The sequence below is a fragment of the Erythrobacter sp. S43 genome, assembly GCF_057364955.1.
Map to the genome: position 1 here is coordinate 1,383,244 of NZ_CP200285.1, position 21,298 is coordinate 1,404,541.

Consider the following 21,298-nt stretch of genomic DNA (forward strand, 5'->3'; position numbering starts at 1 on the left):
GCCCATGTCCCTCTACGATGATTCCATCGCCACCTATCGCTCGCGCCTGAAGACTTTAAGTGGCCTCTTGGCCAAAGCCGAAGCGCACGAGAAGGGTGAGGCCTTACTGGGTATGAAGCTGGCCGATGATATGTATTCGCTGGCACTGCAGATCCGGTTTGTGACCAATATTCCGGGCGATACGGCCAAGCGACTCGGCGTGGCGGATGTCGCTTGGACTATGGACGAGCCCACGTCTTTCGCAGAGGCGGACGCGCTGATCGCGCAGACGCACAAGCTACTCGACTCAATCGCACCCGAGGACCTGCCCACCCCCGACAGCCCGGTGGAGTTCTCGATCGGTGACGGCGCCTATTCCTTCGCTATGACGGCGGAGCAATATGTGCGCGAGTTCTCGCTGCCCAACTTCTATTTCCACCTCACCACGGCCTATGCGATCCTGCGGATGAACGGAGTGAAAATCGGCAAGGCGGACTTCATCCCGCACATGATGCCGTATCTGACGAAGGGGCCGGGCTAGGGCGCTTTCCTACTCGGAAATTAACCGCCGGTGTAGGCGCGGCTCAGCCCATTGCTTTGTCGACCGCATCCTTATGGTGTTTGGCATTCTCGGCATAATGCGCGGTGCCGACTTTCATGCCCATGATCGCCGCATCGTTTAGCTGTTTGAGCATTTTCGCCGGACGGCCTGCCCATAGCTCGCGCTCGCCCATGACCTTGCGCTCCGTCAGCATCGCGCCTGCTGCGAGCATCGCATCTGAACCGATCACCGCCTTGTTCATCACGATCGCACCAAGCCCCACAAAGCCGCGATCATGGATCGTGCAACCGTGAACCATCGCCATGTGACCGATCAGCACATCATCCCCAATAACCAGTGGACAGCCTTCGTCATCGCCTGGACGTGGCGGGTCGCAGTGGAGCACGCTGCCATCCTGCACGTTGGTGCGTTCTCCAATCCGGATCGTGAAGACGTCAGCACGCACCACGCAATTATACCAGATTGAAGAACCCGCCCCGATCTCGACATCGCCAATAATTGTAGCGCCGGGCGCAATAAAGGCGGTCTCGTGGATCTTGGGCGTCTTGCCGTGGATCGGAATGATGTTGGCGCCGGGGTGAAGGGTCATGTTCGTTGCTGTTCCCATTGTTCGCGGGTGATGGCGTGGACGATAACGGGGCCCAGCCCGAGCGACCACATCGTATCCTCGAAATCCATGTCCTGTTTGCGCTCCATGCCCAGCTTGAGCATCAATCGCCAGCTCGGCTCATTGCCTTGGACGGTCAGGGCGATGATCTGTTGTGCGCCGAAACGGGTGAAGCCAATGTCGATGCTCGCGCGCGCCGCTTCGGTGGCATAGCCCTGACCCCATGCATCCTCGCGCAGTCGCCAACCGGCTTCGACTTCGCCAAACGGGCCATTTTCGTCGGTGCAGCATTTCAGGCCGCAAAAGCCGAGGATTGCGCGATCTGATTTACGCTCGACAACCCAGAATGTGTGGCCGAAATCACGGTTGTAGCGCTCAAGCCGAGCCTGCGCGTCGGCTTTTGTTTCTGCGTCTGCGACACCGCCCAGAAACTTCATAACGGGGGGTGTATTCGTCCCTTCCCAGAAAGGTGCCCAGTCTTCTTCACGCCAATCGCGCAGAATCAGACGTTCGGTTTCAAGCCTGAAGTCAGCCATTCAAAAGGCGCGCTGCATGTGCCGCGTGATACGTCAGCACTCCGCTGCAACCGGCGCGCTTGAACGCCAGCAGGGTTTCCAGGACCAGCGCGTCCCGGTCTCCTGCACCTGCTGCCACGGCCGCTTCGATCATCGCGTATTCGCCACTTACCTGATAGGCGAAGACCGGCACCCCAAATGCGTCTTTTACCCGGCGAGCAATGTCGAGATAGGCAAGGCCCGGCTTGACCATGACGCTGTCGGCACCCTCCTTCAGATCGAGCTCGACCTCGCGGATCGCCTCGTCCGTATTGGCCGGGTCCATCTGATAGGTTTTCTTGTCGCCCTTCAGCAGCCCGCCCGAACCCACTGCATCGCGGAACGGACCATAAAAGGCGCTGGCATACTTGGCGGCGTAGCTCATGATCTGGACATTTCGATGCCCGCTCATTTCCAGAGCCATGCGGATCGCGTGGATGCGGCCGTCCATCATATCAGACGGGGCGATGATGTCCGCACCAGCCTCGGCCTGATTGAGCGCTTGATCGACCAGCATGGCGACCGTTTCATCGTTGATCACATAGCCGGCATCATCGATCAGACCATCCTGACCGTGGCTGGTGTAGGGGTCCAGCGCGACATCGGTCAGCACGCCAATATCGTCACCGCAAGCATCCTTGATCGCACGAATCGCGCGGCACATCAGGTTATCGGGGTTGTGCGCTTCCTCACCGTTCTCACTGCGACGCTCAGGCTGCGTGTTCGGGAACAGGGCGATGACCGGAATACCCAGATCGACCGCATCCTTGGCGCGTTCCACAATCCCGTCGACTGACCAGCGCGAAACACCAGGCAAAGTGCCAATGGGCTCTTCCACGCCTTCCCCGTCTGTAACAAAAAGCGGCCAGATCAGGTCCGCCGGTGTGATCAGCGTTTCGCGGTGAAGTGCACGGCTCCAGCCGGTCGCACGAGTGCGGCGGAGGCGGGTGTTGGGATAGCTGCCTGTCATGCGGCGGTGTTGCCGCAAATTGACACTTAGCGCAATTGGCAGTGATTGGCGGCGCGCAGATCAGCGCACGGTTTGCGCGTTATCTACTTTTTCGATCTCGCGCTTGGGCTCGTCGAGCTCCGTCTTGGTCGGAACCAGATCGGCCAGCGCAGCGCCGACTTCGATCTGGCGCAGACGGTTCAGTCGCAGGCGGAAATCGACGAGTTCGCTACCCGACAGCTCCGAACGGCTGATATGCGAAACCGTCGCCGGATTCACCGTTCGGCCGTTGCGGTAGATTTCGTAGTGCAGGTGCGGGCCCGTGGAACGACCCGTGGAACCGACATAGCCGATGACTTGACCGCGACGGACGCTCTGCCCGCGGCTCACCGCCATTCGGCTCATGTGGCAATAACGGGTTTGCATGCTGCCGTGGTCCAGTTTGACGGTTATGCCGCAACCGCCAGCGCGGCCAGCAGAAATGACGGTGCCGTCAGTCACAGCATAGATCGGCGTACCTGTCGGCGCACCGTAATCGATCCCGCTATGCATTCGGCGATAGCCGAGGATCGGGTGCCTACGCATGCCATATGGCGAAGTCTGTCGACCACGAACCGGTGCCAGCAGTCCGCTGCGACGCTCACCCACACCCGAAGCTTCATAGAAGCGGCCTTCGCTGCCCCAGCTCATCAGCTGGGTTTTGGCCTTACCGTCGCGGTCAACGCCAGCATACAAAAGCCGGCCAGGCTTGCGCTCGCCAGTGGCAGCACGCTGATACTCGATAATCACGTCGAACTCATCGGTAGAACGAACTTCGCGGTCCATATCGATGTGCTCGTCGAGCTTGCGAAGATAGGCCTGCACGGCGGAAGCCGGAACACCGGCACCGCGCATCGAGCGGTAAAGGCTGCTGCCGACCTTGCCGCGAACGCGCAAAGGTGTGGTGTCCACGCGGATTGGTTTTTTCTGCAGGCGCAACGGACCGCTATTGTCTTCGCCGCCACGAACCAGGTCCAAGGCCAGATCAAACCGGGCGCGGAAGGAGAGTGAATCCAACGGACGCGGCGCGCCTGGTTCGGCACGGCGGCCCAGCACAATATCCATCTTGGTGCCCGGCTCGATCTCGCTCAGCGACATCGTGCCACCTACCAGATTGGTCACAGTCGCAATGTCTGTACCCGAAACGCCAGCGCGGCGGAGCATGGAGGTGAAGCTGTCACCATTGGCCAGGGTGGCGACCAATTCGATCTGCGGACGTTCGGGTGCGCTTTCCAGCGGCGTGACAAACTCGGTCGGCCCCATCCGGCGACCACTGTCTGCGCCCAAGGCCAGCGGCGTGATCATCTGACTGCGGAACTCATCCTGAATATCCTCGCCTGTCGGCATGGAGGGGCGCGCTTCGAGCGGGGTCATGTCCGGCCAAAAAGCAAGTGCAACAGCACCCAGAGCAACCATTGTCCCGACGCCGCGGAACCAACGTCCGCTGCCGATATTCTCGGCTAAGTCGGGGGTCAGGTCATTACGATCGAACCAGCCGCTGACTTTCAGCTTCCATTCGTCATAACGCGCACCGATGCCATTGACGCGGGCGATAGCGCGCTTCTTGCGAACCTCATGCTTTGTCAGCTGTTCGCGGCGAGCCGCATTGGCCAAGACAGGCGCAATGGTTCTCGCGGCGATTTCCTCGCTCGCTGCGCACTCTTCTTCGCTGATGTGCTTCGGTTCGTTCAACGCTCGTATTCCGCAATTATGATCCCAGCGCGGTGCGCGAAGACCCTTGGACCATTACTTAGCAGCCGTCATGCCCGAACAAGGTAAATGTGCGCTTAACCTTCGGCCAGAGGTCTCTTGCATGCGATAAGTGGTTGTCCCTGCATTGGACAGGCTGCGGAAAGGCCCTTGGGAGTGTTTCTTGAGGGGCATTGCGCCCCCGTTTCGGGGCTGACACAAGGATGGTCGTGACCGAGCGAATGACAGACTCCCGAGTGCGCGCGGTGCTCGGCCCCACCAACACCGGCAAGACCCACCTCGCCATCGAGCGTATGTGCGCACATTCGAGCGGCATGATGGGCTTTCCTCTGCGCTTGCTCGCGCGCGAGGTCTATGATCGGGTACGCGCGATAAAAGGCGATGATGCGGTTGCGCTGATCACCGGCGAGCAGCGCATCGAACCACCCAATGCACGCTATTTCTGCTGCACGGCCGAGGCGATGGATCGACTGGGTGCCGGAGCGAATGGCCGCCATGCTTTCGTAGCGCTGGACGAAGCGCAGATCGGCGCGGATCCGGAGCGTGGGCATATCTTCACAGACCGGCTGTTGAATGCACGGGGGCGAGAAGAAACGATGATCCTCGGCTCGGCCACATTGGAGCCTATCGTCAAGAAGCTGATCCCTGGCGCTGAATTGATCGAGCGGCCACGTTTCTCGACGCTTAGCCATGCGGGCACGTGCAAGCTATCGCGCCTGCCGCCGCGCAGCGCCGTGGTCGCATTCTCGGTGGAGCAGGTTTACGCCATGGCCGAGGCTCTCAGGCGCTTCCGCGGCGGTGCGGCGGTGGTCATGGGGGCGCTTTCACCGGAAACGCGTAACAAGCAAGTCGAGTTGTTCCAAAATGGTGAGGTCGATTATATCGTAGCCACCGACGCGATCGGTATGGGGCTCAATCTTGACCTAGACCACGTCGCCTTCGCGGCACTGTCCAAATTTGACGGAAGACGCAAACGACGGCTCATGCCCGCCGAAATGGCGCAGATCGCCGGGCGCGCGGGGCGGCACCAACGCGATGGCACATTTGGCACTCTGACTGGTGGTGGAGATCGCAGCGGAGCGCCGCTCGAATTCACCGATGAAGAAGTTTACGCGATTGAGGAGCATCAGTTCGCGCCGCTGACCAAGCTTTATTGGCGCGAGGCCGAACCCCGCTTTGATACACTCAATGTCCTGATCGGCGATCTGGAAAGAAAGCCGCACAGCGAAGTGCTCCGTCCTGCACCAGAAGCGATCGACCTAGCCGTCCTAAAACGCCTCGCCTCCGAACCAATCGGGGCAACCGTGAAAGGCGCGGGCTCTGTGCGAAGATTCTGGGAGGCGTGCTCACTGCCCGATTTCCGCCAAATCGGCGTGGATCCGCATTCGCGCTTTGTCGCGCGGCTATGGCAGGACTTGCAGGATGGCTATCTGGGCGCAGACTTTGTTGCCGCGCGCATTGCAGAGCTTGACCGGATGCAGGGCGATATCGACACGCTGCAGGGGCGGATCGCGGCCATCCGGTCATGGGCCTATATTTGCCAGCGGCCCGACTGGGTCTTGGCGCGCGATGAGATGGCAGCGCGCGCAAGAGCGGTTGAGGCGAAGCTGTCCGATGCTCTACACGCGCGCTTGACCGAACGGTTTGTGAATCGAAGGACGACGATACTTATGAAATCGCTTGGACAGGATGCCAGCGCATTGCCCGTAAAGCTTGAAGACGATGGCCGTATCACCGTGGAAGACGAAGTGATCGGTCGTCTGGATGGCTTCCGCTTCGCCGTCGATCCGAATGCAACGCTGGCCGACCGAAAGATGCTGTTGGCCGCAGGCGAAAGGGCCCTGCCCGGCATTCTGGAGCAGCGTGCCAAATGGCTTCTAGGCGATGGCATCGAAGAACTGGCCATCGAGAAAGGCAAGATCACTTGGCAAGGCCGCCCGCTGGCGGAGATCGAATTTCCGGGCGATTTCGCTGCGCCACGTTTGCAGCTTGCCCGCGAGATTTCGATGCTCGCCGACAGTCCGCGCGCCGATCTGGAACGGGGCTTGGGTGAATGGCTGCAGACCAAGCTCGCACCACTTGATCCGCTGCGCAAATTGGCCGAAGCCGCACGCGATCCGGAGGCCGGCTCCGAAGCACGCGCGCTGCTGATCACGTTAATCGACGCGCGCGGTGTTGTGTCGCGTGAAAATGCAGGGCTTCAACACCTTCCCAAGGAAATGCGTCCGTTCCTGCGCAAGCTCGGTATCACATTCGGCACCCTCGACATCTTCGCGCGCGATTTGCTCAAACCCGCGCCGCGTCAGCTGCTCCACGCGCTTAGTCTGGATAGCCGCCCGCTGGAGCCGGCAATGTTACCGTTCCTTGCTGACACAAAGACAATTCCTGCCGGATACAGGCTCGCAGGAAGTCAGGTCATCCGCGTCGATCTGGCAGAGAAGGTCCTACGCGCCGCATTTGAAGCGCGGGCAAAGGCCAGCGAAGCAGCGGGCAAAGAGCGCAATCCGCGTTTCCACCTCGATCTGGCATTACCCGTTTCAATCGGTTTGGAAGAGGAGAACGCGCGGCGCCTTTTGGGCAGCGCTGGATTCCGATTGCAGCGGCCGCGCGAACTGGCGGTAGGCGCGTTTGGACCAGCCGCGCCCGATTCATGGACCTGGATGCCCAAGCGAGGGGGTGGCAATGCCGCAAGGCGGAAGCAGGCTGGCAATCACAAGGGTCAACCACGCAAGGGCAAGCCACAAGACCGCAAAGGTCCACGTAAAGGCCCTAGGCATGACAACCGCCCTAAACCAGATACCGGGCCCGCTAAGGCAAGCGGTGCATTTGACGGCCTGGCGGATCTCCTGCGCAAATGAGCGACGAAGCGGTCCCTTCAATCAGAGTTGACCGCCTGCTCGTTTACCTACGCTTTGCGCGCACCCGCTCCGCTGCAAAGGCGATGATCGAGGGCCATGCTTTACGCTGCAATAGAAAACGTGTGATGCGCGTCAGTGAGAACGTCTTTATCGGCGATGTCCTCACCATGCCGGTTGGCAATGAGATTCGCATTGTCGAGGTGCTGGCTTTGCCCGAAAGGCGTGCCTCTCCTGCAAGGGCGAAGGATCATTATCGCGAGTTGGACCGCCAATAGCTTGACCCACCGGATGAAATCGCCATAGCACGCCCGCAAATTGACCTTACTGGAATGAAAGATCCGCAATGACCTACGTCGTCACCGATGACTGCATCAAATGCAAATACACCGATTGTGTCGAGGTGTGCCCGGTCGACTGTTTCTACGAAGGCGAAAACATGCTGGTGATCAATCCCAGCGAGTGCATCGATTGCGGCGTGTGCGAGCCAGAGTGCCCTGCCGAAGCGATTCTGCCCGATACCGAAGATGGTCTTGAGAAATGGCTTGAGCTGAACACCAAGTTTTCAGCCGAGTGGCCCAACATCACCAGCCAGAAAGAACCGCCCGCCGATGCCGATGAGCACAAAGGTGAAGAAGGCAAGTTCGAGAAGTATTTCAGCGCAGAGCCTGGCGAAGGCGACTGATCCTCCCCTTCGGTTTCAATCGAAAACGATTAGCTTTTTTCCGCGTTCGGCACATCAACCGAACGCTCGCCCGCACACTTTCACGCATGACTCGCAATTTTGTTGCGAGTGTGCTATATAATACGTGCACCGCGTCGGTCAGCCCCGATGCTGGCGATAAGAAAGACTAGAAAGGCTCACACCCAGCAGCAACGATTTGGACGGTTACGACACGGCTCTTGCTCGCATGGTGGTGACGCAGGGCCGCAGGAAAAGACGTCTGTTGCCTATGGCCCGTTGAGCTCGTTTGAAAGGAACCCGCATGGCAAGCAATGCGCCCGCCTTTACCGTCGGCGATTACGTCGTTTACCCGAAACACGGCGTGGGTCGTGTTACTGAAATCCAGAACGAAGAGATCGCTGGCATGCAGCTTGAGCTGTATGTGCTGCGTTTCGAGAAAGAGCGCATGACGCTGCGCGTTCCGATCAACAAAGTTGAGTCGATCGGCATGCGCAAGCTCTCCAGCGACAAAACGCTGAAAGAGGCGATGGAAACGCTCAAGGGCAAGCCCAAGGTGAAGCGCACCATGTGGTCGCGCCGCGCTCAGGAATACGAAGCGAAGATCAACTCAGGCGAGATCGTTCTGATCGCCGAAGTGACCCGCGATCTGTTCCGCCCGGATGATCAGCCCGAGCAGAGCTATTCCGAGCGTCAGATCTTTGAAGCGGCATCGAGCCGCCTCGCACGCGAACTTGCTGCGATGGAGGAGACCGACGAGGCGACTGCGCTGGAGAAGATCCTCGAGGTCCTGCGCGAGCACGCTCCGCAATATTACGATAACGACGAAGACGACAAGTAAGTCGATCAGCGTCTGAACGCATTAAGGGCCGCCCGAATGGGTGGCCCTTTTTCGTTGGCCTGGACGGCAGCACGCTTGAGCCCAGACACTTGACGCACGCCGGTGGTGTATTACAATGGCAACACACATTCCCCGGTGGAGAAGCTCTCATGATCACACATTTCACAAAACGTATCGCACCCCTTGCCGCACTGGCACTGGGCGTAGGTCTCTCCGGCTGCAACGTCTCGGTCAACTGGAACGATGTTGACGGTGTTGCCTTCAGTGAATTCGACCAAAGCGGCGATGCACCCGATGCGATCTCCATGTCCGGCGTGGACGAAGTCATTATCACCGATGGTGAGAACTTCAGCATGACACTCGAGGGTGATGAGGATGCGCAAGAGGCGTTGCGCTTCGATCGCTCTGGCGACGAGCTGAGCATCGGACGCGAATCGGGAGTTTATAACGGCAATGGCAAGGCTATCGTTCGGATCACCATGCCCCCGCCCTCGGCCTTGAGCACATCGGGCACAAGCAGCATCCAAAGCGAGGTTATGGCGAGCGATGCGGAAATCGACACGTCGGGCACCAGCTCAGTGACGGTGGCCAAGCTGGAATCTGACAATCTCGATCTCGATATGTCCGGAGCAAGCGAAGTGACCGTCGCCGGTTCTGTCGAGCGCCTCATCATCGATCTCTCGGGCTCGACCTCCGCAAGCTTGCGCGAATTGCTGGCTGATGACGTGAAAGCGGACTTGTCGGGTGCATCAAGCGTCACTCTTTCCTCAAACGGCATCGTCAAGGCCGACCTTTCAGGTGCCAGTAAGGTAACCGTAATCGGTTCGGCCAAGTGCTCGGGTGACACGTCTGGGGCATCGTCGCTTGATTGCGGGCCGGCAGACTAAGTTGCGCATCAACCCCTAGGTCGAGATCCTTGCTTTAACGGCCCGCACGCGCGACAAAGGGCCATGCGCATGAAACACCCCCTTTTCGCGCTCACCGCATCTTTGTTGCTTTCCGGTTGTGTTGCCGGAGCAATTGCCGACGTCGTGACGGCGCCGATAAAGGTGGGCAGCAAGGCGGTAGATCTCGCCACAACCAGCCAATCCGAAGCCGACGAAAAGCGCGGTCGCGAAATCCGCAAGCGCGAAGAACGGCTCGGCGAGCTGGAGCGTGAGTACAAGAAACAAACCGAAAAATGCCGCGATGGCAACCGCAAGGCATGCAGCAAGGCAATTGAGGCCTATAACGAGATGCAGGCTATTATCCCGACAATTCCGGCTGAACCAGAAGACGATTAGTCCGACGCAGCCCGACGCAGCCGATCATTAATCGCACGCCCAACCTCACCATAAGGGATGGGCGCAACGGCAATGCGCGGCTTGTTCGAGGCCGCTGCCCGATGCAGACAATCATAGAGCCGCGCAGCCGCCTCGTTCAGATCGGCATCTTCGGACAATGTGCAATTCCCGGCCAAACCACCGAAGCCAATAAAGAACTCGTCTGCTTCTGGCGCACTCGCGCTTAATCGCAAAGGCTTTCCGGGCGAATAGTGCCGTGCCATTTGCCCGGGTGCTTCAATGCCCGCCTCGCCAACAGCATTATCCGCACCGAGAATTCGATCGAGCGTTTCTTTGCTCACAGGACCCGGACGAAGCAGCGACCACCCTGTGTCCTCGCGCAAAGCGACAATGGTAGATTCAACGCCTTCCTGACTCGCGCCGCCATCAAGGACCACCGGATTCTCATCACCAAGAGAAGCGACCACATGCTCGGGCCGTGTGGGGCTGATCTCTTCGCTGCGATTGGCGGATGGCGCCGCGAGCGGAAAATCGGTTGCCTCCAACACGGCCAGTATCGCGCGATGTGCGGGCTGGCGAATGGCAATCGTTGGCAAACCCGCCGTCACGGCACCAGCCACCGGAGCCCCATCGCGCAGCGGCAAAACAAGCGTGAGCGGACCAGGCCAGAACCTTTCGGCCAAGTCCCGTGCCCGGTCATCGAACACCGCTATGCTCTCTGCTTGCTCAAGATCGCGCACATGCACGATCAGCGGGTTGAAATCAGGGCGGCCTTTGGCGGCGTAAATCTTGGCAACCGCTTCCGCACTGTCGGCGCGCGCGGCTAAACCATAGACCGTCTCGGTCGGCACGGCGACAAGGCCGCCACCCTCAAGGATTCGCGCCGCTTTGGCGATACCCTCGGCATCTGCCAGCACCACTTCCGTAACGTTCTTGCCGCTCATGCGCGCTGCGGTATATTCCCGCTTACAAAGTGCCAAGAGGCACACCACATTTTCCGCGCAAGCCAAGAAACCAAATTTAGGACAACAACCGCCCGTGACACCCTTTACGCCTCCCACTCAGGATCAACTGCTCGCCATTCGCGTGAATGCAGGGATTGAAGAGATCGCCCAGTCGGAAAAGTTCGGCCATGCCGAGCCTGATCTTGTCGAAGCGATTGTCGAGGGTGTTGGCCAGTTTGCCGCTGGCGAGTTTGCTCCGCTCAACCGCGTAGGCGATCTTGAAGGTGCCAAACTTGAAAACGGCGTTGTCCGCCTGCCCGATGGCTTCAAGGGTGCATATGACGGTTATGTCGAGCAGGGTTGGAACGCGATTGCATCACCCGAGGAGTTCGGTGGCCAAGGCCTCCCCTTCACCCTCGCCTGCAACGTGCTCGAAAACCTTGGCGCGGCGAACATGGCGTTCAATCTGCTACCAATGCTTTCGGTCGGTGCAATCGAAGCGCTGGAAAGTCATGGGAGCAAGGACCAGCAATCGAAGTACCTCCCGGACCTTGTCAGCGGCAAATGGTCGGGCACGATGAACCTGACCGAGCCAGCCGCGGGCAGCGACGTTGGCGCGCTGCGCTCCACCGCTACTCCGATTGAGGAAGGCGAACATTCGGGCAAATATCTGATCCAGGGTCAGAAGATCTACATCACCTGGGGTGAGCACGAGCTGGCCGAGAACATCATCCATCTTGTTCTCGCCCGCCTGCCTGGTGCGCCCGAGGGTTCGCGTGGTATCTCGCTGTTCCTTGTGCCGAAATATCACGTCAATGAGGACGGATCGCTCGGCAACCGCAATGATCTACGCTGCATCAGCCTTGAGCATAAGCTCGGCATCAATGCGTCACCGACTTGCGTTATGTCGTATGGTGACAATGGCGAATGTGTGGGCGAGCTGGTGGGTGAACCCAATCGCGGGTTGATGGCGATGTTCACAATGATGAACAACGCGCGCATCAATGTCGGAAACCAAGGTGCACAAATCGCCGAACGCGCTACGCAGCAGGCGATTGCCTATGCGATGGACCGAGTGCAATCGGCGCGCGCAGGCGCTCCGGACAAGAACCCTGTGGCGATTATCGAACACCCTGATGTGCGCCGCATGATCTTGCGTATGAAAGCGTTGACTGAGGGTATCCGCGCCCTGCTGTATTACTGTGCCGGGCAAGTCGACCGCGCGTCCATCGGCGATGAAGCTGCGAAGCATCGCGCCGACATCCTGGTTCCGCTGGTCAAAGCCTGGGGCACCGATGCGGGCGTCGAAGTCTCCGGAATCGGTATTCAGGTCCATGGCGGAATGGGCTTTGTCGAGGAAACCGGTGCGGCGCAGCACTGGCGCGACAGCCGGATTGCTCCGATTTACGAGGGCACAAACGGCATTCAGGCCGCTGACCTTGTCACGCGCAAGCTCGGTCTTGATGGCGGCGAGGCCATGATCGCCTTGTTTGACGAGATTGCGCGCGAAGCCGCCGACGAGCCAGCATTGGCCGCTCTCGCCACGGATTGCGCTCATATTGCTCGCTGGATGCGCGACGAAGCGAGCCTTGATGACCGCCTTGCCGGCAGCGTGCCGTTTTGTACTATGGCTTCGGTCGCAGTTGCGGGTTGGCAGCTGATGAAACAAGCGCAGGCTGTGGCCAATGGCGCCGCGCCGTCGCTCGCAGAGACGAAGCCGATAACAGTGCGCTTCTTCCTCGATCGGATCGTACCCGAAGCGCAGGGAATGAAGGCCGGTGCGATTGCAGGCGCTGACTTGCTTTACACCCTCCCAGCCGAGAAGCTGGCAGGATAGATAGCGCATGGGTTCCGAACGCGAGCTGTTAGAACGGATCGCTTCAGCGCTCGAGCGCTTGGCTCCGCAGCCTCCGGGCCCCGTGGACTGGTTATCCGCACCAGCCTTTGTCTGGGACAAGGGATCTGCACTTCCAATCGCTGAGTTGGACGCGCTCCCGCTTGAACAGTTGCGCGGAATTGAGGATCAAAAACAGGCTGTTCGCGAAAACATGGGTCGGCTTGCTCGGGGTGCGGCGGCGCATGACATGCTGCTGTGGGGGGCGCGCGGTGCAGGAAAATCCGCACTGGTGCGGGCCGCCGTAGCCGATATCCAAACACGTCAGCCAGACTCACTTGCATTGGTGCAGGTCAGTATCGGTTCGCTCTCCGGCATTCCGGCATTGCTTGAGATGCTGGCGGGGATCGACCGCGCCTTCCTGCTGTTTGTCGATGATCTTGGCTTTGTCTCAGAGGACGTGGCCGGAAACCTCGCTTTGCGCAGTGTGCTCGATGGTGGTGCGGCCCCTCGGCCGGCAAACGTTCGTCTAGCGGTGACGGCCAATCGACGCGCGATTATCGGACAGGAAGGCGCAGGAGAAGATATCCTCCATGAGCGCGATGAGCGCGACAGCGCCCTAGCACTTGCTGACCGGTTCGGGCTTACTCTTGGTTTTCACCCTTGTGACCGCGCCACTTACCTCGAGATAGTGCGGAGCTACACCGATCCCTTAGATCTTGAGGTGGATGAAGAAGAGGCGCTCGCTTGGTCCATTGGTCGGGGCAACCGATCTGGACGCACAGCCTATCAATTCGCGGTCGAACTCGCGGGCCGCGCTGGGAAAGTCGTCTAGCGCAACTTTCCAATGCGGCTTTGGAAGAGTTGGCGGGGCTTACTCCGCCTCTGCAGCCTGCTTGCGCAGATAGTCTTCCTCAAATGCGGCACGCGGATCGATCAAGTTCTTGCGAGGCGGGAGTGGCTTACCCTTCAAACGCGCGATCGCCGGCGCGGGATCAGCCTTTGGCGCAACCGCGCGCCAGATAATCCCTGCCGTATCATCCGACACCAAAAGCGAGCCATCGCCAGCCCACTCAACCCATGTTGGGCGCCCCTTGGTCGTACCATCTTCGTTTAGAAAGCCGGTCAGAACAGGCACTGGCTTACCAGTAGGATTGCCGCGTTCATCAAACGCCACATAGACGACGTCATAACCTGATGGCGGCTTACGGTTCCACGAGCCGTGGCGCGCGATAAAGGCGCCGCTTGCAAAACTATTGCCCATCCGATGGCCCTCGGCGTTAAACACTAGGCCCAGTCCGGCAACGTGCGGCCCAAGGGCGAATTCGGGATTACGCACATAACTATCCAAGAATCGTGGCATGCGTGAGTCTACGCGGCGATCGAAGTTCTCTTTGAAATAGATCCACGGCCAGCCGTAATGCGCCCCAACCGGCACATTGGTCAGATAGTCGGGTACGAGATCGGACCCCAGCATGTCGCGTTCGTTCACTGTGGTCCAAAGCTCACCGCTCCACGGGCTGAAATCGAGCCCATTTGGGTTGCGCATCCCTGCGGCGAATTGGCTCTGACGCTTTTTCTCCAGATCATACTTCCAGATCATCGCGCGGCCTTCCTCCACGGCCATGCCCTGTTCACCGATATTGCTGACTGATCCGACTGCAATAAAGAGCTCCTCATTCTCCGGGTGCAGCTCGATATTGCGCATCCAGTGGCCGCCGCCCGGGGGCAGGTCCATCAACTTGGTTGGTTTTCCCAAGACCTCGTCCGAACCTAGCTCATAATCATAAGCCAAAACCGCATTGTGATTGGCTACATAAAGCGTGCCATCGCGCCAGCTCATACCCGATGGAGAGTCGAGCCCCTCAGTCAGGATCACTTTCTTGACCTCCGCTACGCCATCCTCGTCCGCATCACGCAAAAGCACAATCTGGTTGGGGGATTCTCCGGTCGCTCCTGCTTCAGACTGAAGGTAGTCGGCGATCCAATTGTAAATGGCATCAAAGAAGCCGCCGTCACTGTCATCTTTCGCCGGTGCGCGGGTTAAGGTGACCAGAACATCGCCATTGGGCAGTCCGTAAAGAACGCGCGGGTGCTCCAGCCCTTCGGCGAAGCGATTGACAGTCAAACCCTCGGCGGCTTCCGGAAGCTCACCTTCATCCCAGCCGACAGGCGTGGCTATGTTGACCGTGGGTACCGTTTCAGAGTTGGGTTCCGCCAAAGTCGGTTCCACGCCAGTAACGTCATCAACGGACAATTCAGCCGTGTTTCCGCGGGTTAGGAAGTAGATTCCGACACCTGCAATGAGGACAATGACAAGTAGGGTGATTGCGAGCTTGCGAAGAATAGCCATATGGCGGGAAATAGGCGCGTGCGAAGGCATCGGCAAGCATGCTTACTCAAGAACACGCGCCTTGCGATCATTTTGAGAGACAAGACTATCTTCGACTTTAAGCCCACACCCGGAACGAGCACTGCCGAACGCTATCGGCAGTTGGTGAAGGCGGCTGACGCCTTGACGGCAGACGAACCGGACGGCGTTGCCAATATGGCCAATGTCGCCGCATTGATGTGGGAGTTTATCCCGGATCTGAACTGGGCTGGCTTCTACCGGGTTGGGCCATCCAAGTCCGGGGAAGATGAGCTGGTCCTTGGCCCGTTCTTCGGCAGACCAGCCTGTATCCGTATTCCCATGGGCAAAGGGGTTTGTGGCGCGGCAGCAGAATCCGGCGAGACGCAACTGGTCGCGGACGTCCACGCATTCCCAGGTCACATCGCTTGCGACGCATTGAGCCGTTCGGAAGTTGTTGTGCCGATAAAGCGCGACGGAAAGGTCATCGCTGTAATCGATCTCGACAGCCCGGATCCCGAGCGCTTCACAACCGATGATGCCGAGGGGGTCGAAGCGCTCGCCGCACTGCTGGTTGAACGCGTCTAATCTCTGAATTTTCGGCGATTTGCGCCCCGAAACGAGACACCCTTCCCTCCTGACTTGGTTCGGGCCGAGCAGCGGTGGTAACCCGATGGTAACTATATGGTCGGGGTAACGGGGGCGATTCGCGTTTTCGGGCTTCGATATTCTGAAGATCGGGGAACAAGCATGTCGATCACGCGCAAATCCACCAGCACTGCTTTGGCTCTTACGTTGGCCCTGCCCGCACTGGCAGCGGCTTCACCTGCACTCGCTGATGAGTTCAACAGTCCGGCACAGGTTGGTGCATCGCAGGCCTCTTCGATCCCGCCGGCTGTAACACCGAATTTGCTTGGTGGCGCGATCGGAGCGACGACTACGACAACCACTACCACAACGATTCCCGCCGATTCCTCATTCACAGAAGATCGGTTCACAGGGGACGATGGTGTCGAGACGATTGTTCGCACTCGCTACATCCGGACCGGCGGTCACACTCCCATCGCACCAGTTCGTCCGCACACCGGTTATCCGGTCCAACCGATGATGCACGCGCCAGTGATCTTTGAACGCGATCAGTGGCTCGCTGAATGTGAACGTCGCACCAGTGGCCGCAGTGAACGTCAAAAAGGTGGCATTATCGGCAGCCTTCTGGGAGCAGCGGCCGGTGGCGTTGCCGGCAATCTGATTGCAGGCGCGGGTGAGCGCCTTGCTGGGACACTGATTGGCGCTGGAACGGGCGGTCTTGCCGGCCTGCTTTTGGGCAGCATCATCGGCGGCGGGAAAAAGGGCGGCAAATACGACTGTGAGGCTGCGCTTGATGGCTATATTTCACAATATGGTCAGCCGGGCGCCCGCCATTCTGTCACCTATCCTTACCCGCCTGCAGGTTATGGCTACATGGCGACGGGTCACTACGGATATTACGGCAGCTGCGGCTGTCAGGCTCCGCAGGTCGTTATGGTTCCGATCCGCACGACAGTTCGCCAGCGTTTGATCACGCGTGAAACGACCAAGATTATCTATGTTCCGGGAGAGCGTGAGATTCACCCGCCGAAACCCCACAAGCCGACAAAGCTTCAAAAGGTCTCGCCAAAGATGATCAAGCGTTAAACAAGGCGCTTAAAGTCGCACTGCGCGACTTTTGGCGTTCAAAAAGAAACCCCGCGCTCTCATCAGAGGTCGCGGGGTTTCTTTTTCTCGTAGGCTAAGTGCGGCCTAGATATCCCCGCCAGTCAAGCGCTGGCAGATGAGATCCAATTGATCGAGGGTCTTGTACCGGATGGAGATGTTACCGGAACGCGGGTCCGCATCCGCCTTAATCCGCACGGTCAGGCCGAGGAAATCCTCGAGATGCCGCTCTACGGCGGCAATATCTGCATTTTCTGGCGTTGCCGACGGCGCTACCCCCGATTTGCCGTCTGTCGGACCACCATTGATCTGGGCGGCGAGCTGTTTGACCAGCTTTTCGATTTCGCGCACCGACAAATTGTCATTCACGGCCCGCTGGGCGAGCGAAGCCGCGTCATCTTGTCCGATCAAGGCGCGAGCGTGGCCCATGGAGAGCTCGCCCGCCTCAACAAGATCAAGAACTTTGTCGGGTAGGTTAAGCAATCGCTGGATGTTTGCGACGTGGCTTCGCGACTTTTCGACCATCCGGGCGATTTCCGCCTGCGTCATACCCTCATCATCGCTAAGCCTCTGATAAGCGCGCGCTTCTTCAACCGGGTTAAGGTCCTCACGCTGGAGGTTCTCGATCAGTGCGAGCGCCATCACCTCACGATCACTCAGATCGCGAACCAGCGCAGGAATTTCGTGCAAGCGCGCTTTTTGCGCGGCCCGCCAGCGTCTTTCACCGGCGACCAGCTCAAAACGGCCCTTCGCTCGTGGGCGAACGATAATGGGCTGAATCACCCCACGGGCCTCGATCGAAGCGGCGAGCTCATCGAGTGCGCCGTCGTCAAAATGCTTGCGCGGATTGCCTGGCAGTGGATCGATTGCCGCAACGGACAGGCTCTTAAGGGGTGAGTCAGCGCTTGCCGCAATCGGCGCACCAATTGCGGCAGGCGAAGAAGACGCTGCCGCGCCCGCACTCTGTACAAGCGGCTCTTCGCGCTTGGTCTCTCCTAGGAGTGCCCCCAACCCCTTACCGAGCTTCTTCTTACGGTCAGGTACGTTGCGCTGAGGTGCGGTTGTTTTCACGGTGCTCTCGTTCCTCTTGCTCATGCCGCAGCCCTCTCAGCAGGAGGAAGGCGCGAAATTAGCTCGCGGGCGAGCGCGATGTATGCCCGACTACCAACACAGGAGTGATCGTAGACCAGAGCAGGCAATCCATGGCTTGGTGCCTCGGACAAACGCACATTACGCGGGATTACGGTGTCGAAGACCAAGTTTCCGAGACAATCTCTAACATCTTCAGACACTTGGTCGGTGAGACGGTTGCGGCGATCAAACATGGTCAGCACCACACCAATTATCGACAATGAGGGGTTAAAGCGCTGCTGCACCTGCTCAACAGTCTGCAAAAGCTGGCTAAGGCCCTCCAAGGCAAAGAACTCGCACTGTAGCGGCACCATCAATGTGTCGGCCGCACAAAGAGCATTGAGCGTCAGCAGGCCGAGTGAAGGTGGGCAATCGATAAAGCAGATTTCATGGCCCTGATGATTGGCAAGCGCATTGCGCAGCCGCGACGTGCGATCATCGACCGAAACAAGCTCAACTTCAGCGCCGCTCAGATCGACGGTCGCAGGGACAATGTCGAGGCCTGGAATGGTCGATGGAACACTCGCATCCGTAAGCGAAACCTCATTAACGAGCACATCATAACTGGAAAGTTCACGCTCACCCGCCGCAACGCCCAACCCAGTTGACGCGTTGCCCTGCGGATCAAGATCGATCAGCATGGTCTTCCATCCGGTCGCCGCCATCGCAGTGGCGATGTTGATGGCGCTGGTGGTCTTGCCCACCCCACCCTTCTGGTTCGCGATCGCGATGGTCAGCATACTGGTTCTTCCCTTCTGCCCCTTTGGTACCGCAGAATTCAGCCTCAAGCACTAACGATTATGCCAGATTCGCTGTCGGTCAGGGATTGTTTCACGTGAAACATCGACCGAATCGACGGTTTTAGCTCTTCCAATTCGTGCGCCGCCTTGCGCCCCTTGGGCAAGATGTAGCGCGTCGCCTTTGTGGAGAAGGGTGAGGATAAGCGGAGAAGCTTGGGCAAAGGCGCAAAGGCGCGTGCCGAAATGACACTAGTTGGGAATGGGTCAACTCGCTCCAATCGCTCACCAATCACCTTGCAACGCGTTAGACCCAGCTCCCTAGCGCTGTTCTCAAGAAATTCGACCCGTCTGATGCGGGATTCGACCAATACAACGGGGATTTCTGGCAGGAGTGCAGCAATCACAATTCCCGGGAAGCCAGCGCCTGTGCCGAGGTCCAGCCACGGGTCCACGCCCTCAGAGGTCAGTGTTTCACGTGAAACATGCTCGAGCAATTGCGCGCTATCCGCGATGTGGCGTTGCCAAACCTGAGATTCAGAAGGTTTGCTGATCAGGTTTTGCTTCTGGTTTTCCGCCAGAAGCAAGGTAACGAAACACTCCATGCGCTCCATACCAACCTTATCGGTCCAACGCGCCGTGTAGTCGCGCGCCTGCTTCTCGTCAGAAATTATCATGCAACGCGTTGCTCAGCAGCGATCTCGGCATTGCGGCGGCGCGCATGGACCAAGAGCGCAGACAACGCTGCTGGCGTGATCCCAGGTACCCTGCCCGCTGCGGCCAGAGTTGTGGGTTTGGCGCTGGCAAGTCGCTCAACCATCTCATTCGAAAGGCCGGGGACTGCGTCATAAGGAAAATCAGCAGCTAGTGAGAGTTCCTCACTTGCCCTCAGATCACGTAATTCTGCATCCTGACGCGCCAGATAGGGCTCATAGGCTGCATCCTCAGCCATTTCCTCGGACAGGACAGGGTCCAGGCCAACAACCGGACCAACCCACTCACTCAAGTCATCGAGCGTGATGGTTTCATAGCGCAGCCAATCACGGATAGCCTTTTCACCGCTGTCACGGCGTACTGGCAGGCCCCTATCGGCCAAATCGCGGGCGTGGAGTCCTGTCTCGAACACCTCGTCGATCTTAGCTCTGGCAGCTTCACGCTGCTCAAACCAATCGCGGCGTTCTTCGCCGATACAGCCACTCGCAATTCCCAAGGGTGTTAGACGGGTGGATGCGTTGTTGGCGCGCAGACGCAGACGGTATTCCGCACGCGCGGTCAGCATGCGGTACGGCTCACTCACCCCTTGCAGGGTGAGGTCATCAATCATCACCGCCATATAGGAGTTGGCGCGATCGAGCTTCGGCGCGTCTTTGCCCAATATTGCAGCTGCTGCCTCAAAACCAGCAATCACCCCTTGAGCAGCGGCTTCCTCATATCCGGTCGTGCCATTGATCTGCCCCGCGCAGTAAAGGCCTGGTATGGCGCGCAACTGGAGATCAGGCGTTAGGGCGCGAGGATCGATGTGGTCATACTCCACAGCATAGCCTGGTACGACCATCTCAACCTGCTCAAGACCTGGCATGCTGCGCAGCATCGCATCCTGCACATTAACCGGGAGGGATGTGCTGATCCCGTTGGGATAGACCAGATGTGTGTCGAGACCCTCGGGCTCGAGGAACACCTGATGCCCATCGCGGTCGCCAAAGCGATGAATCTTGTCCTCGATAGACGGGCAATAGCGCGGACCAGCTGCATCAATGGCGCCCGAAAACAAGGGTGAACGATCAAGATTAGCACGGATGACATCGTGCGATGCCTGTGTGGTCCGCGTGATGGCGCAGAAGACCTCGGGATTGGTCCGCCGCTCGGTCAGCGCGGACATCGTCCACCCCTCCCCGTCAGAAGGCTGCTCCTGAAGGACAGCCCAATTGATCGTGCGTCCATCCAGACGTGGTGGAGTACCCGTCTTGAGGCGCGCCATAGGAAGATCGGCACCACGTAGCTGCTTGGCCAAGCGGGTAGCCGCGTTTTCGCCGATACGGCCGCCTTCAAATCGCTCTTCACCGCGGAACAGTATGCCACCTAGGAAAGTGCCGGTGCAAAGGACCACGCGTGACGCATGAAGCTCTGTGCTATCAGCGAGTTCTAGTCCGGCAACCGCACCGCTTTTCAGAATTAGAGCAGCGGCCTCGCCTTCGATCAGGGTAAGGTTGGCTTGCGCCTTCACAGTCTTCTGGACCGCCGCTTTAAACAAAGCCCGGTCGGCCTGAACCCTAGGACCCCAGACCGCGCTGCCCTTTGAACGGTTAAGCATCCGGTAATGGATCGCGCCCGCATCGGCCGCACGACCGAGCACGCCGTCCAACGCATCAACTTCACGGACCAGATGCCCCTTGCCCAAGCCACCTATGGCAGGGTTGCAGCTCATCGCGCCGACAGCATCGAGATCAAAGCTGACGAGCGCCGTGCGCGCACCCATGCGCGCCGCCGCACAGGCGGCTTCGACCCCGGCGTGACCACCACCGATAACCAGAACGTCAAAGTTTTGCATG

At 59.0% G+C, this 21,298-nt stretch carries 21 protein-coding genes; 11 read left to right on the forward strand and 10 right to left on the reverse strand.

Annotated elements, in window-relative coordinates; translation table 11 throughout:
- Positions 1–4: 4 nt before the first annotated feature.
- Positions 5–520 carry a DUF1993 domain-containing protein gene (locus AC0V6K_RS06650; protein ID WP_472625787.1) on the forward strand — a complete coding sequence of 172 codons (516 nt, stop codon included), beginning with the start codon at positions 5–7 and terminating at the stop codon, positions 518–520.
- A gap of 43 nt (positions 521–563) precedes the next feature.
- On the opposite strand, the gene AC0V6K_RS06655 is transcribed toward AC0V6K_RS06650, so the two are convergent.
- Genes AC0V6K_RS06655 through AC0V6K_RS06670 form a run of 4 tightly spaced genes read right to left on the reverse strand, consistent with a single transcriptional unit; the run spans position 564 to position 4,382 of the window.
- A complete protein-coding gene (locus AC0V6K_RS06655) occupies positions 564–1,130 on the reverse strand; it encodes a gamma carbonic anhydrase family protein (RefSeq protein ID WP_472625789.1) in 567 nt (188 codons plus the stop codon).
- Positions 1,127–1,684: a GNAT family N-acetyltransferase gene (locus tag AC0V6K_RS06660; protein ID WP_472625791.1), complete on the reverse strand. Its 558-nt coding sequence runs from the start codon at positions 1,682–1,684 to the stop codon at positions 1,127–1,129. The genes AC0V6K_RS06655 and AC0V6K_RS06660 overlap by 4 nt, the downstream gene beginning before the upstream one ends.
- The gene (gene hemB / locus AC0V6K_RS06665; protein ID WP_472625793.1) at positions 1,677–2,672 is read right to left on the reverse strand and encodes a porphobilinogen synthase; all 996 of its coding nucleotides are present in this window, start codon (positions 2,670–2,672) and stop codon (positions 1,677–1,679) included. Before hemB ends, AC0V6K_RS06660 begins: the two co-directional genes overlap by 8 nt.
- Before the next feature lie 60 nt (positions 2,673–2,732).
- The gene (locus AC0V6K_RS06670; protein WP_472625795.1) at positions 2,733–4,382 is read right to left on the reverse strand and encodes a peptidoglycan DD-metalloendopeptidase family protein; all 1,650 of its coding nucleotides are present in this window, start codon (positions 4,380–4,382) and stop codon (positions 2,733–2,735) included.
- A 239-nt stretch (positions 4,383–4,621) separates the two neighbouring features.
- On the opposite strand from AC0V6K_RS06670, the gene AC0V6K_RS06675 reads away from it, so the two are divergent.
- The 6 genes from AC0V6K_RS06675 (at position 4,622) to AC0V6K_RS06700 (ending at position 10,061) form a co-directional block, all read left to right on the forward strand.
- Entirely contained in the window at positions 4,622–7,258 is a 2,637-nt protein-coding gene (locus tag AC0V6K_RS06675) for a helicase-related protein (protein WP_472625797.1), read from the forward strand.
- A complete protein-coding gene (locus AC0V6K_RS06680) occupies positions 7,255–7,533 on the forward strand; it encodes a S4 domain-containing protein (RefSeq protein WP_472625799.1) in 279 nt (92 codons plus the stop codon). The genes AC0V6K_RS06675 and AC0V6K_RS06680 overlap by 4 nt, the downstream gene beginning before the upstream one ends.
- A gap of 68 nt (positions 7,534–7,601) precedes the next feature.
- On the forward strand, positions 7,602–7,940 hold the full coding sequence (fdxA, locus tag AC0V6K_RS06685; protein ID WP_472625801.1) for a ferredoxin FdxA: 339 nt from the start codon (positions 7,602–7,604) through the stop codon (positions 7,938–7,940).
- A 301-nt stretch (positions 7,941–8,241) separates the two neighbouring features.
- The gene (locus AC0V6K_RS06690) at positions 8,242–8,778 is read left to right on the forward strand and encodes a CarD family transcriptional regulator (RefSeq protein WP_472625803.1); all 537 of its coding nucleotides are present in this window, start codon (positions 8,242–8,244) and stop codon (positions 8,776–8,778) included.
- 149 nt (positions 8,779–8,927) lie between these two features.
- On the forward strand, positions 8,928–9,665 hold the full coding sequence (locus AC0V6K_RS06695) for a head GIN domain-containing protein (protein WP_472625805.1): 738 nt from the start codon (positions 8,928–8,930) through the stop codon (positions 9,663–9,665).
- A 69-nt stretch (positions 9,666–9,734) separates the two neighbouring features.
- Complete coding sequence (locus AC0V6K_RS06700; protein ID WP_472625806.1) at positions 9,735–10,061, forward strand: hypothetical protein; 327 nt, start codon at positions 9,735–9,737, stop codon at positions 10,059–10,061.
- On the opposite strand, the gene AC0V6K_RS06705 is transcribed toward AC0V6K_RS06700, so the two are convergent.
- Positions 10,058–11,005 carry an L-threonylcarbamoyladenylate synthase gene (locus tag AC0V6K_RS06705; RefSeq protein ID WP_472625808.1) on the reverse strand — a complete coding sequence of 316 codons (948 nt, stop codon included), beginning with the start codon at positions 11,003–11,005 and terminating at the stop codon, positions 10,058–10,060. The genes AC0V6K_RS06700 and AC0V6K_RS06705 overlap by 4 nt on opposite strands.
- A gap of 94 nt (positions 11,006–11,099) precedes the next feature.
- Here AC0V6K_RS06705 and AC0V6K_RS06710 point away from each other — a divergent pair, with 94 nt between their 5' ends.
- Positions 11,100–12,842: an acyl-CoA dehydrogenase family protein gene (locus AC0V6K_RS06710; RefSeq protein WP_472625810.1), complete on the forward strand. Its 1,743-nt coding sequence runs from the start codon at positions 11,100–11,102 to the stop codon at positions 12,840–12,842.
- 7 nt (positions 12,843–12,849) lie between these two features.
- Complete coding sequence (locus tag AC0V6K_RS06715) at positions 12,850–13,674, forward strand: DUF815 domain-containing protein (RefSeq protein WP_472625812.1); 825 nt, start codon at positions 12,850–12,852, stop codon at positions 13,672–13,674.
- A gap of 39 nt (positions 13,675–13,713) precedes the next feature.
- On the opposite strand, the gene AC0V6K_RS06720 is transcribed toward AC0V6K_RS06715, so the two are convergent.
- Positions 13,714–15,192, reverse strand: a complete 1,479-nt coding sequence (locus tag AC0V6K_RS06720; protein ID WP_472625814.1) for a PQQ-dependent sugar dehydrogenase — start codon at positions 15,190–15,192, stop codon at positions 13,714–13,716.
- Between the two features lie 87 nt (positions 15,193–15,279).
- On the opposite strand from AC0V6K_RS06720, the gene AC0V6K_RS06725 reads away from it, so the two are divergent.
- Together AC0V6K_RS06725 and AC0V6K_RS06730 are read left to right on the forward strand one after the other, a co-directional pair.
- Complete coding sequence (locus AC0V6K_RS06725; protein WP_472626048.1) at positions 15,280–15,777, forward strand: GAF domain-containing protein; 498 nt, start codon at positions 15,280–15,282, stop codon at positions 15,775–15,777.
- Positions 15,778–15,939: 162 nt separating this feature from the next.
- Positions 15,940–16,863 carry a glycine zipper 2TM domain-containing protein gene (locus AC0V6K_RS06730; protein WP_472625816.1) on the forward strand — a complete coding sequence of 308 codons (924 nt, stop codon included), beginning with the start codon at positions 15,940–15,942 and terminating at the stop codon, positions 16,861–16,863.
- Positions 16,864–16,968: 105 nt separating this feature from the next.
- Here the strand turns inward: AC0V6K_RS06730 and AC0V6K_RS06735 are convergent, their stop codons facing one another.
- From AC0V6K_RS06735 to mnmG, 4 genes are read right to left on the reverse strand one after another with little or no spacing between them, the layout of a single operon-like run.
- Complete coding sequence (locus AC0V6K_RS06735; protein ID WP_472625818.1) at positions 16,969–17,976, reverse strand: ParB/RepB/Spo0J family partition protein; 1,008 nt, start codon at positions 17,974–17,976, stop codon at positions 16,969–16,971.
- A complete protein-coding gene (locus AC0V6K_RS06740) occupies positions 17,973–18,752 on the reverse strand; it encodes a ParA family protein (RefSeq protein ID WP_472625820.1) in 780 nt (259 codons plus the stop codon). The genes AC0V6K_RS06735 and AC0V6K_RS06740 overlap by 4 nt, the downstream gene beginning before the upstream one ends.
- 44 nt (positions 18,753–18,796) lie before the next feature.
- Positions 18,797–19,426: a 16S rRNA (guanine(527)-N(7))-methyltransferase RsmG gene (gene rsmG, locus AC0V6K_RS06745; protein WP_472625822.1), complete on the reverse strand. Its 630-nt coding sequence runs from the start codon at positions 19,424–19,426 to the stop codon at positions 18,797–18,799.
- Positions 19,423–21,297, reverse strand: a complete 1,875-nt coding sequence (mnmG, locus tag AC0V6K_RS06750) for a tRNA uridine-5-carboxymethylaminomethyl(34) synthesis enzyme MnmG (RefSeq protein WP_472625824.1) — start codon at positions 21,295–21,297, stop codon at positions 19,423–19,425. Before mnmG ends, rsmG begins: the two co-directional genes overlap by 4 nt.
- Between the last annotated feature and the right edge of the window lies 1 nt (position 21,298).

What these genes read in the sequence shown, in the direction of transcription:
- AC0V6K_RS06650 (WP_472625787.1), top strand. Translation starts at nt 5, where the DNA reads ATGTCCCTCTACGATGATTCCATCGCCACCTATCGCTCGCGCCTGAAG.
- AC0V6K_RS06655 (WP_472625789.1), bottom strand. Translation starts at nt 1,130, where the DNA reads ATGACCCTTCACCCCGGCGCCAACATCATTCCGATCCACGGCAAGACG.
- AC0V6K_RS06660 (WP_472625791.1), bottom strand. Translation starts at nt 1,684, where the DNA reads ATGGCTGACTTCAGGCTTGAAACCGAACGTCTGATTCTGCGCGATTGG.
- hemB (WP_472625793.1), bottom strand. Translation starts at nt 2,672, where the DNA reads ATGACAGGCAGCTATCCCAACACCCGCCTCCGCCGCACTCGTGCGACC.
- AC0V6K_RS06675 (WP_472625797.1), top strand. Translation starts at nt 4,622, where the DNA reads ATGACAGACTCCCGAGTGCGCGCGGTGCTCGGCCCCACCAACACCGGC.
- AC0V6K_RS06680 (WP_472625799.1), top strand. Translation starts at nt 7,255, where the DNA reads ATGAGCGACGAAGCGGTCCCTTCAATCAGAGTTGACCGCCTGCTCGTT.
- fdxA (WP_472625801.1), top strand. Translation starts at nt 7,602, where the DNA reads ATGACCTACGTCGTCACCGATGACTGCATCAAATGCAAATACACCGAT.
- AC0V6K_RS06690 (WP_472625803.1), top strand. Translation starts at nt 8,242, where the DNA reads ATGGCAAGCAATGCGCCCGCCTTTACCGTCGGCGATTACGTCGTTTAC.
- AC0V6K_RS06695 (WP_472625805.1), top strand. Translation starts at nt 8,928, where the DNA reads ATGATCACACATTTCACAAAACGTATCGCACCCCTTGCCGCACTGGCA.
- AC0V6K_RS06700 (WP_472625806.1), top strand. Translation starts at nt 9,735, where the DNA reads ATGAAACACCCCCTTTTCGCGCTCACCGCATCTTTGTTGCTTTCCGGT.
- AC0V6K_RS06705 (WP_472625808.1), bottom strand. Translation starts at nt 11,005, where the DNA reads ATGAGCGGCAAGAACGTTACGGAAGTGGTGCTGGCAGATGCCGAGGGT.
- AC0V6K_RS06715 (WP_472625812.1), top strand. Translation starts at nt 12,850, where the DNA reads ATGGGTTCCGAACGCGAGCTGTTAGAACGGATCGCTTCAGCGCTCGAG.
- AC0V6K_RS06720 (WP_472625814.1), bottom strand. Translation starts at nt 15,192, where the DNA reads ATGGCTATTCTTCGCAAGCTCGCAATCACCCTACTTGTCATTGTCCTC.
- AC0V6K_RS06730 (WP_472625816.1), top strand. Translation starts at nt 15,940, where the DNA reads ATGTCGATCACGCGCAAATCCACCAGCACTGCTTTGGCTCTTACGTTG.
- AC0V6K_RS06735 (WP_472625818.1), bottom strand. Translation starts at nt 17,976, where the DNA reads ATGAGCAAGAGGAACGAGAGCACCGTGAAAACAACCGCACCTCAGCGC.
- AC0V6K_RS06740 (WP_472625820.1), bottom strand. Translation starts at nt 18,752, where the DNA reads ATGCTGACCATCGCGATCGCGAACCAGAAGGGTGGGGTGGGCAAGACC.
- rsmG (WP_472625822.1), bottom strand. Translation starts at nt 19,426, where the DNA reads ATGATAATTTCTGACGAGAAGCAGGCGCGCGACTACACGGCGCGTTGG.
- mnmG (WP_472625824.1), bottom strand. Translation starts at nt 21,297, where the DNA reads ATGCAAAACTTTGACGTTCTGGTTATCGGTGGTGGTCACGCCGGGGTC.